We start from the raw sequence: 9,227 nt of genomic DNA, 5'->3' as shown, positions 1-9,227 counted from the left end.
CTGGGTCATCCCGGAATCGAGCAGCTCCAACGCGGAGGCCTTGAACTCCTCGGAGTAGATCTTCGGCATGGGACTATCCTCTCTGCTTTCTTAGCAGTCGGGAAGTCAACTGAACCGTCAGCAGACCCGTGTCAACGAACCGTCGGTTCATGTCTGCCCACCGGGCCTGTTCTGCGAGCTGTTCTGTGACCAGTTGTTCCCTACCTTCGTTCCGACCCTGAATCAGTCCTGCTGTGTACCCTTCAAACCAATCCCGGCAGTCACATGCGGGGAGGGCTGCCCATGTCTGTTCCATGTGGCATCAGTTCCCTGCCTGGAGCTGATGCGCCTCGATCCGGGCGATGGTGTCAGCGGCCTTAAGGAGATCGCTGGGGTAGATGCCAACTTCATCGGCGAATCGCCCCATGTCGCTCACCGTGTGGATGATCCGCCCGGCGAGGTCGCTCATGATGTTGCAGAGTTCTTCGGCTCTGGGAGGGGCTTTGGTTGTAGACTGATTCATAGCGGATGCTCCTTGTTGAGTGTCTGAGTTGAGAGCGACCTGGTGATCTGTTTGGCGACGGGTACCAGGTCGTTCTTTTGTCTTCTGGGTGATGCTCATGCGCTCACCTCGTACTGCTCGGATTCAGCCTGAGCAATGAACTCGTCCAAGCTGCTCTTTCGGTAGAGACGCCGGACGCCAAGCTTGAAGCTCTTGGGACCTTTCGAGATTCCCTGCCAGTAGCGCAGCGTGCTCGGCGTTGTGCGGAGATACTGCGCCGCTTCCTCGATGGTGAGCAGCTGGTCCTGCGGAGCCTTGACTCTAATGTCGTCCGTTGCGGCCTTGGTGGCACTCATTCCATCCTCCTGTGATTGGGTAATTCCAATCCTACACGACATTCGCCGGTTTAATACACTCAGGATTGAAAAGATTGCATCTCAGAGTGCATACTTGTGGCATGACCGACGAACTTGAGTCAGCGAGAACGCTGCGCCACTCTCTCTCACGCGACCATCTAGAAGAGCTGCGCTTCCGTGAAGCCCTGAACTCACTGCGAAGAGAACAGGACATGTCGCAGGGTGAACTAGCGCGCCGAATGGTGGAAGAGGGGTGGGAGCAGTTCAATCAGGCGACCGTGTCCAGGATTGAGAAGGGCACCCGACCAGTTCGTCTTGGGGAAGCGCGAGCTTTGGCACGCGTGCTCGGCACCGAGGTTGGCTACATGCTGTCGGACTCTGGGCCGTCGAGATTCTTGACTGAGTTTTGGGACGTGTACCGCGAAGCCTTGAACCATCAGAGCTATATGCAAGCCGCCGTCCGAAGTTGGTCTGATTCAGTTGCACGTCTCCGATATCTCCTGTCGGTCATGGACTTGGACGCGGTGCAATCCCTGTTGCCCAGGGAGAACCAGTTAGCGTTCGAGGCCGCAGTGGCCAGTGCTAGGCGACTGACCCAGCGAGACATCGGTCAGTTGGCTAGGGACACCCAGTGGGCTCAGGAGAATCCCCAAGAACGGCCTGAGCATGACGAAGAGGACTAAGACCCGCGAGCCGGGGATCTACTCGGTAGAGCGCGCCGACGGCGGGAAGTCCTATGAAGTGGCCTACCGGAACTCTGAGGGAAAGCGCCGGCAAGAGACGTTCCGGAACTTCAACGCTGCGAGGGACTTCAAGCGCCGATCTCATTCCGAGGTCAAGGCCGGGACACATGTGGACTCCTCCGACGGGAAGCTCACCCTCACCGAGTATTACCGCAGCTTTCGTGAGCGTCAGGTGTGGGAGTCAGGCACGTTCAAGCTCTGCGACATCGCGGTCAAGAGCTGCACCTTCGCCGACGTGCCGCTGGGCAAGGTGAGACGCTCCCATGTGGAGCAGTGGGTGAAGACGATGTCTGAGACGTTGAAGCCCTCTACGATCCGCACGCGGGTCAGCTACGTGACGATGGTGGTCAACGGGGCGATCCGAGATCAGTACCTTGTCAGGGATCCGATGAAAGGGGTGCCGCTCCCCCGGCTGAGCAAGGACGAGATGAACATCCCGCTGCCGGGCGAGGTCGGGAAACTCCTCGAGAACTCTCACCCGCATTACCGGGCATTCTGGTCGGTGTGTGCTTTCGCTGGACTGCGACCGGGAGAGGCTGCCGGGTTGAAGGTCGAGGACATCCGTTGGTTGCAACGCGAACTGCGAGTAGAACGGCAGGTGCAGCCGCTGGGGCGGGGCACGGTGGATGTGAAGGAACCAAAGTTCGGTTCACGGCGCACTGTGTACATCCCGGAGCGGCTGGTGAAGATCCTCGCGCAGCATGTCGAGGAGGGCACTAACGGGGACTGGCTGTTCATGGGCTCGTCTGGGAACCCGCCGACTCATCACGGGTATGCCCCGCGCTGGGCCGAGGCGCTGGATGCCGCCAAGGTGGGTCCGTACCGGGTCCACGATCTGCGCCACTTCTTCGCCTCTGGGCTCATCGCAGCCGGTACAGATGTAGTGACGGTTCAGCGCCAGCTCGGCCACCAGTCGGCCACTGTGACGCTGAACCGCTACTCACACCTGTGGAACACCCATCAAGAGGTCACGCGGACTGCCGTAGAGGCCATGATGAAGCAGGCCATGGACTCCGATGTTGGGATTGTGACGGGAAAGCAGGGCGCTTAGTCTGTTGACCTGGGGCGATGACTACTGCCGGGTGTAGGACTCCCACTTGCGGGCCTGGTGCTCCGCGTCGATGATCCGAACGGTGCCGGACTTCGAGCGCATCACGATGGACTGGGTGGAGACCTTGTCGCCCTGGTACCGCACGCCGCGCAGCAGGTCGCCGTCGGTGATCCCGGTGGCGGCGAAGTAGCAGTTGTCCCCGGTGACCAGCTCGTCGGTGGTCAGCACCCGGCTGACGTCGTGGCCGGCGTCGAGCGCCTTCTGCGCCTCCTCGTCGTCGACCGGGGCGAGGCGGCCCTGGATGACGCCGCCCACGGCCTTGATCGCGCAGGCGGTGATGATGCCCTCGGGGGTGCCCCCAACGCCCATGAGCACATCGATCCCGGAGCCTTCACGAGCCGCGGCGATGCCGCCGGCCACGTCACCGTCCATGATGAACCGGACCCGGGCTCCGGCCTCGCGGATCTCGGTGACCAGCTTGGAGTGCCGCGGGCGGTCCAGCACGCAGACGTTGAGCTGGCTGATCCGCTTGTTCTTGGCCTTGGCGATCAGGTGCAGGTTCTGCTTCACCGGCAGGCGAAGGTCCACCATGTCGGCGGCTTCGGGCCCGGTGATCAGCTTGTCCATGTAGAACACCGCGGAGGGGTCGAACATGGTGCCGCGCTCGGCCACGGCGAGCACCGCGAGTGCGTTGTTGTAGCCCAGTGCGGTGAGTCGGGTGCCGTCGATCGGATCGACCGCCACGTCGGCCTCGGGCCCGGCACCGTTGCCGACTCGCTCACCGTTATAGAGCATCGGAGCCTCATCCTTCTCGCCCTCGCCGATGACCACGACCCCGTTGAGGTTCACGGTGTCGAGCAGGGAGCGCATGGCGTCCACGGCGGCACCGTCGGCGGTGAGCTTGTCACCCATGCCCACCCAGGCGCCGCCGGCGATGGCTGCGGCCTCGGTGACCCGGACCAGCTCCATGGCCAGGTGGCGGTCCGGCTCGGAGTCCCCCACGGCCAGTCGTGCCGAAAGATGGGAGAAGTCCTGGGACGAGCCGTCGTCGGAGCGTGTCCCGCGGTGCTGCGAAGAATCGTTCATGGGCTTGGGCCACCTTGTCGTCTCGGCTTCTGACCGGCCTCGTCGCCGGCTCTGCCGCCATCATAGCCGCGAGCACGGACGCGGCATCGAGTCACGGACCCGGGCATGTCAGTCCACGGTGACACAATAGAGAGGTGACCGAGCCAGAAGACACCCCCACTCCGCAGCTGACGCAGTCCCAGGCGAAGCGCCTTCGCCAGCCTCTGATCGGCGTGGTGATCACGGTGGCCATCACCCTGCTGGCGGTCTTCGCCGTGATAGGACTGCGTCCCGAGCGCGACGTCGCCTTCACCCCGGACGTCGATGTCGAGGAGGCGGCGGGCTGGACCAGCGACGTCTCGAACTTCACCGCCATCTCCCCCGAGGTGCCCGAGGGTTGGACGGCGAACTACGCCCGCTGGGAGAACCGCGTCGAGCTCGGCGTCACCGCCTGGGAGGTCGGGTACTCCGTGGACGAGCAGAGCTTCCTGAGCTTCGCTCAGACCGACGAGCCCAACCCGGCGTGGGTCTACGACGCGACCCGGCAGATCGGGCCCACCGGAGAGGAGACCATCGAGGGGCTGACCTTCGAGGTCCGCGAAGATGACCAGTGGAAGTACTACGTCCTGGAGGCCGAGGAGAACCCGGTCGACGGCACCGCGATCGTGCTCGGCGGCGATGCCACCGCCGAGCAGTTTGAGACCTTCCTCGCAGCTGTCGCGGCATCGATCGATGTTGAGGTAGAAACAGAGGACGACAACGGAGGTTCCACAGGATGACCGCTTCAACCACGCCCGCACAGCCGCTTCCCGCGGAGGTCTGGGAGCTGCTCAAGGCCGGAAATGACCGCTTCGTCGCCGGCGATTCCAAGCACCCGAACCAGAACGCCGCACGCCGCTCCTCGCTCACCGAGTCCCAGCACCCGGTGGCCACGATCTTCGGCTGCTCGGACTCCCGTCTGGCTGCCGAGATCATCTTCGACGTCGGCCTCGGCGACATCTTCGTCGTGCGCACCGCAGGTCAGGTCACCGACGACGCCGTGCTCGGCTCCCTGGAGTTCAGCGTCGCCGAGCTCAAGGTCCCGCTGATCGTGGTGCTGGGCCACGACTCCTGCGGCGCGGTCTCGGCCGCGCTGCAGGCCACCGAGTCCGGGGTCACCCCCACCGGCTTCGTGCGCAGCCTGGTGGAGCGCATCACTCCCTCGGTGATGGCCGCGCAGCGCGCGGGGATCACCAGCGTCAATGAGACCGTGGAAGAGCATGTGAAGCAGACCGCGCACCGGATCGTGGATCACTCCCGGGTGCTCCACGCGGCCGTGGCCGAGGGTCGCACCGCGGTCATGGGGGTGACCTACCGGCTCTCGGAGGGGCGGGCCGACGTCGTCACCAGCATCGGCGAGGTCTGACCTTCGGCCCAGCCGGCTGAATCTCCCCAGGACGGTCAGCCCCATTCCCTCCGGAGGGGCTGACGCCTAGGGTGGGTCCGTGATCGCGTTCATCACCGAGCTTCTGAGTTCCGGATCGCTGGACCAGGCCCTTGCCGGGCTGTTGCTGCTGGTCGGCGGGGTCGTCTTCGCGGTCTGCGCCATCTCTTTGAGCTTCATCGATCTGCGGGAACACCGGCTCCCGAACCGCATCATCTACCCCTGGGCCGCAGTCGCACTGGGCCTCCTGCTGCCCACGGCGCTGCTGCTGGGGGACCCGCTCGCTGCGCTGCGTGCCCTCGCTGCCGCACTCATCTGGGGCGGGCTCTTCCTGCTCGTGCGGCTGATCGCTCCGCCGGCACTGGGCATGGGAGACGTGAAGCTCGCCGTGGTGCTGGGGCTCTACACCGGCCTCCTCGGCTGGAACACCGTGCTGGCCGCCGTCGTGGCGTCCTTCCTGCTCGGCGGACTGGTCTCGGCGGGACTGCTGATCTCCGGGCAAGGCACGGCCAGGACCGCGGTCCCCTTCGGGCCGTTTCTCCTGGTGGGCACCGCTGTTGCGCTGATGCTCAGCGGCGGTGACTCGCTAGGCTGAACCCATGCCCACCCCTGACTTCATCAAGGAACTGCGTCAAGACATCGGCACCAAGGAGCTCTGGATCCCGGCCACCCGGGGCGTGGTACTGCGCCGAGCCACCGGGGACCAAGAGACCGAGGTGCTGCTGGTGCGTCGGGCCGACAACGGCGCCTGGACGGTGACCTCGGGGATCCTGGATCCAGGCGAGGACCCGGCCCTGGGCGCCGTCCGCGAGGTCGAGGAGGAGACCGGGGTCATCGCCCGTCCGGTGCGGGTGGCCGGGGTCTTCGCGACCGGGCTGGTGCGCTACCCCAATGGGGACGCGTGCCGGTACCTGGACACGGTGCTGGAGATGGAGCCCGTCTCGGGGCAGGCCCGGGTCAACGATGACGAGTCCGTCGAGGTCGGCTGGTTCCGCGTCTCGAGGCTCCCGGAGCCGATCAGCGAGGACCAGCGGATGGTCATCGACTGGGCGTTGGATGCCGAGGCCCCCGCCCGATTCCGCAGCTGAGTCCACCCCACCCGCTGGTTGAGTTCTCCGGTCGCTGTGTAGCGACCGGAGAACTCAACTGCACGGGGCGGGAAGGCGCGGGGCTGAACGGGGCCGGGATCAGCCGGGGCGGGTCATGCTCATCAGGTCCAGGGACTCATCGAGCTGCGCCTCGGTGAGTTCGCCGCGCTCGACGTAGCCCAGCTCGATCACGGCGTCGCGCACGGTGAGCTTGTTCTTCACCGCGTGCTTCGCGATCTCGGCGGCGGCCTCGTAGCCGATGTGCTTGTTCAGCGGGGTCACCACCGAGGGGGACGCGGCGGCGAGGAACGCGGCGCGCTCCTCGTTGGCGGTCAAGCCCTTGATCATCTTGTCGGCCATCACATAGCTGGTGTTCTTCAGCAGCCGGATGGACTCCAGGAGGTTCGCGGCCATCACCGGGATGCCCACGTTGAGCTCGAAGGCGCCGTTGGTGGAGGACAGCGCGACGGTGGTGTCGTTGCCGATCACCTGGGCGCAGACCTGGATCGCGGATTCGCAGATCACCGGGTTGACCTTGCCGGGCATGATCGAGGAGCCCGGCTGCAGGTCCGGGATCGCGATCTCACCGAGACCGGTGTTGGGACCCGACCCCATCCAGCGCAGGTCGTTGTTGATCTTCATCAGGGAGTAGGCGATGTTGCGCAGCTGCCCGGAGGCCTCCACCAGCCCGTCTCGGTTGGCCTGGGCCTCGAAGTGGTCCCGGGCCTCGGTCAGCGGCAGCCCGGTGTCCTGGGCGAGGCTGGCGATGGCCTTCTCGGCGAAGCCCAGCGGGGTGTTGATCCCGGTGCCCACGGCGGTTCCGCCCAGGGGCACCTCGGCCACGCGCGGCAGGGCGGAATCGATGCGTTCGACGCCGTAGCGCACCTGTGCGGCGTAGCCGCCGAACTCCTGGCCCAGGGTGACCGGGGTGGCGTCCATCAGGTGGGTGCGGCCGGACTTCACCACGGAGGCGAACTCTTCGGACTTGGCCTCCAGCGCCTCGGCGAGGTAGGCCAGGGCCGGCTGCAGATCGTTGACCAGCGCGGAGGTGGCGGCCACGTGCACGGAGGTGGGGAAGACGTCGTTGGAGGACTGCGAGGCGTTGACGTGGTCGTTGGGGTGGACCTCTTTGTCCGAGCCCTTCTCTGCCAGGTAGCGGTTGGCCAGGGTGGCCAGCACCTCGTTGGTGTTCATGTTCGAGGAGGTCCCGGAGCCGGTCTGGAACACGTCGATCGGGAAGTGCTCGTCGAGGTCTCCGGTCTCGACCAGCTCGGCGGCGTGGACGATCGCCTCGGCGAGCTCGGCGTCGAGCACCCCGAGATCCTTGTTCGCCCGGGCGGCGGCCTTCTTCACCCGCGCCAGCGCCTCGATGTGGGCGCGCTCCAGGGTGCGTCCCGAGATCGGGAAGTTCTCCACGGCGCGCTGGGTCTGTGCGCGATACAGGGCCTGGGCGGGCACCTTCACCTCACCCATGGTGTCGCGCTCGATACGGTATTCGGTCTCAGCAGTGTTCTCGGTCATAGCCTCAGTCTAATAACCGATCTCCGGGGACCGAGACAGTGACGCGCAGCCCGAGCCCCCGGGCTGACCCGTGGACGCTGCGGGCGCACCAGGGACGCTGCGCGGCGGGGCGCACCGACCGAGCTCAGTCGACGCTGGCGATGAGCCCGTTGAGGAACTTCGCGGCGGCCGCGCGTTCAGCCTCGGTGAGCGTCTCCACGGCGGCGAGCATCCGGCGGTGCATCTCGCTGAGCGTCTCGCGCACCTCGTGGTCTCCTGCGATGGTGGGTTGGATCGCCACCGAGCGGCGGTCGCTGGGGAACGGCACGCGTCGGACATATTCGTCACGGATCAGTCGGTCCACCAGGACGCTGACCGAGGCGGCGCTGATGTCCAGTTCGCGGGCCAGATCCCGTTGGCGCAGCAGCTCTCCGGCTGCCTGGGCGCGCAGCACGTGGCGCAGCGCGAGGAGATCCGTCTCTCCCATGCTCATCGAATCCCGGGTGCGCGAGCGCATCTTCCGTTCCGACTCGCGGTACCTGCGCAGCAGGTTCAGCACCTCCACGGAGCTCGGCGCATGCGCAGTGTCCTGGTACCAGTAGCCCCCGGGCCGGAGACCGGGGGAATCTTCCTGATGTCCGTGTTCTTCCTTCAACATCCCCGCCTCGCAGTGGCCGTCACGCCGCTGTCTCTCGATAGTTGCATGGGCTAAGTGTTAGCCCTTCTAGCCAATGGTAGGACACCGCCGAAATCCCGGCCACCGGGGGTGCACGCCGACCCCCGGCCTCTGCGTAGCATGGAGTGATGAGCAGAGCATTCCAACGATCCGGCGCGGGCGATCAGATCGGCAGCACGTCCGAGGATTCCTGGGGATCTCTGAGCTCCGACCTGAGATCCACCTTCGGTCGGACCTTCCTGCCGGTCGTGGTCCCGCTGGTCGGGATGTGGGCGGTGTATCTGGTGATGGTCTTCACCGGGAACTGGCTCAACCGGGCGCTGGGTCTGCAGGCGCGCGACGTGGACGGCCTGCTCGGGATCCTGTTCATGCCGCTGCTGCACGGCAGCCTCGGGCATATCCTGAGCAACTCGATGTCCTGGCTGGTCCTGGGCGGCATGGTCTCGCTGCTGACCCGGCGGTTCGTCAGCATCACCGCCGTGATCTGGCTGCTCTCAGGGGTGCTGCTCTGGCTCGGCGGCACGCCCTGGATCTGCCACGCCCCGGAAGGCTTCGGCTGCGGCCGGCTGCACATCGGGGCCTCCGCGGTGATCTATGGTTTCGCGACCTTCCTGGTCGCCTTCGGCTTCATCACGCGGCGGATCCTCGCGGTGGTCTTCTCACTGGCCGTGCTCTTCCTCTATGGGCTGAGCATGCTCGTCGGGATGACCCCGATCAGCCCGGGCGGGGTGTCATGGTCCGGGCATCTGGCCGGAGCCGCGGCCGGCGTCGTCGTCGCCTTCATCTTCACCAGGTCTGCGCGCGCCGAGCGTGCCAGCAGGAGGATCGCGCGAGGCTGAGCCGA

12 protein-coding genes are annotated in these 9,227 nt (G+C 65.7%); 7 read left to right on the top strand and 5 right to left on the bottom strand.

Features of this window, described 5'->3' with window-relative positions; all coding sequences use genetic code 11:
• Positions 1 to 301: 301 nt before the first annotated feature.
• Both I2487_RS12475 and I2487_RS12470 read right to left on the bottom strand, forming a co-directional pair.
• Positions 302 to 601 (bottom strand): hypothetical protein, encoded by a 300-nt coding sequence (locus I2487_RS12475; RefSeq protein ID WP_207169585.1) that lies wholly within the window; start codon positions 599 to 601, stop codon positions 302 to 304.
• Positions 598 to 837: a helix-turn-helix transcriptional regulator gene (locus tag I2487_RS12470; RefSeq protein WP_207169586.1), complete on the bottom strand. Its 240-nt coding sequence runs from the start codon at positions 835 to 837 to the stop codon at positions 598 to 600. Before I2487_RS12470 ends, I2487_RS12475 begins: the two co-directional genes overlap by 4 nt.
• A 101-nt stretch (positions 838 to 938) precedes the next feature.
• On the opposite strand from I2487_RS12470, the gene I2487_RS12465 reads away from it, so the two are divergent.
• Both I2487_RS12465 and I2487_RS12460 read left to right on the top strand, forming a co-directional pair.
• A complete protein-coding gene (locus I2487_RS12465; protein WP_207169587.1) occupies positions 939 to 1,520 on the top strand; it encodes a helix-turn-helix domain-containing protein in 582 nt (193 codons plus the stop codon).
• Positions 1,504 to 2,631, top strand: coding sequence for a tyrosine-type recombinase/integrase (locus tag I2487_RS12460; protein ID WP_255546333.1), 1,128 nt, complete (start codon positions 1,504 to 1,506; stop codon positions 2,629 to 2,631). Before I2487_RS12465 ends, I2487_RS12460 begins: the two co-directional genes overlap by 17 nt.
• Positions 2,632 to 2,652: 21 nt before the next feature.
• Here the strand turns inward: I2487_RS12460 and glpX are convergent, their stop codons facing one another.
• The gene (gene glpX, locus I2487_RS12455; RefSeq protein ID WP_051501366.1) at positions 2,653 to 3,717 is read right to left on the bottom strand and encodes a class II fructose-bisphosphatase; all 1,065 of its coding nucleotides are present in this window, start codon (positions 3,715 to 3,717) and stop codon (positions 2,653 to 2,655) included.
• A gap of 134 nt (positions 3,718 to 3,851) precedes the next feature.
• Between glpX and I2487_RS12450 the strand changes: the two genes are divergently transcribed.
• The 4 genes from I2487_RS12450 (at position 3,852) to I2487_RS12435 (ending at position 6,207) form a co-directional block, all read left to right on the top strand.
• The gene (locus I2487_RS12450) at positions 3,852 to 4,475 is read left to right on the top strand and encodes a DUF4245 family protein (protein ID WP_207169588.1); all 624 of its coding nucleotides are present in this window, start codon (positions 3,852 to 3,854) and stop codon (positions 4,473 to 4,475) included.
• Positions 4,472 to 5,101 carry a carbonic anhydrase gene (locus I2487_RS12445; protein ID WP_207169589.1) on the top strand — a complete coding sequence of 210 codons (630 nt, stop codon included), beginning with the start codon at positions 4,472 to 4,474 and terminating at the stop codon, positions 5,099 to 5,101. Before I2487_RS12450 ends, I2487_RS12445 begins: the two co-directional genes overlap by 4 nt.
• A gap of 79 nt (positions 5,102 to 5,180) precedes the next feature.
• Complete coding sequence (locus I2487_RS12440) at positions 5,181 to 5,714, top strand: prepilin peptidase (RefSeq protein ID WP_345941425.1); 534 nt, start codon at positions 5,181 to 5,183, stop codon at positions 5,712 to 5,714.
• A 4-nt stretch (positions 5,715 to 5,718) separates the two neighbouring features.
• Positions 5,719 to 6,207, top strand: coding sequence for an NUDIX hydrolase (locus I2487_RS12435; RefSeq protein WP_207169590.1), 489 nt, complete (start codon positions 5,719 to 5,721; stop codon positions 6,205 to 6,207).
• 99 nt (positions 6,208 to 6,306) lie between these two features.
• Here I2487_RS12435 and I2487_RS12430 read toward each other — a convergent pair whose 3' ends face one another.
• Positions 6,307 to 7,728: a class II fumarate hydratase gene (locus I2487_RS12430; protein WP_207169591.1), complete on the bottom strand. Its 1,422-nt coding sequence runs from the start codon at positions 7,726 to 7,728 to the stop codon at positions 6,307 to 6,309.
• Positions 7,729 to 7,852: 124 nt separating this feature from the next.
• Positions 7,853 to 8,365 (bottom strand): MarR family winged helix-turn-helix transcriptional regulator, encoded by a 513-nt coding sequence (locus I2487_RS12425; RefSeq protein ID WP_207169592.1) that lies wholly within the window; start codon positions 8,363 to 8,365, stop codon positions 7,853 to 7,855.
• Between the two features lie 146 nt (positions 8,366 to 8,511).
• Between I2487_RS12425 and I2487_RS12420 the strand changes: the two genes are divergently transcribed.
• Positions 8,512 to 9,222, top strand: coding sequence for a rhomboid family intramembrane serine protease (locus I2487_RS12420; RefSeq protein ID WP_207169593.1), 711 nt, complete (start codon positions 8,512 to 8,514; stop codon positions 9,220 to 9,222).
• The last annotated feature ends 5 nt before the right edge of the window (positions 9,223 to 9,227 follow it).

It is taken from the genome of Nesterenkonia sp. E16_10 (assembly GCF_017347085.1).
Lineage (GTDB): Bacteria > Actinomycetota > Actinomycetes > Actinomycetales > Micrococcaceae > Nesterenkonia.
The sequence above is the reverse complement of the archived record's forward strand: the minus strand, read 5'-3'. Positions and strand labels throughout refer to the sequence as shown.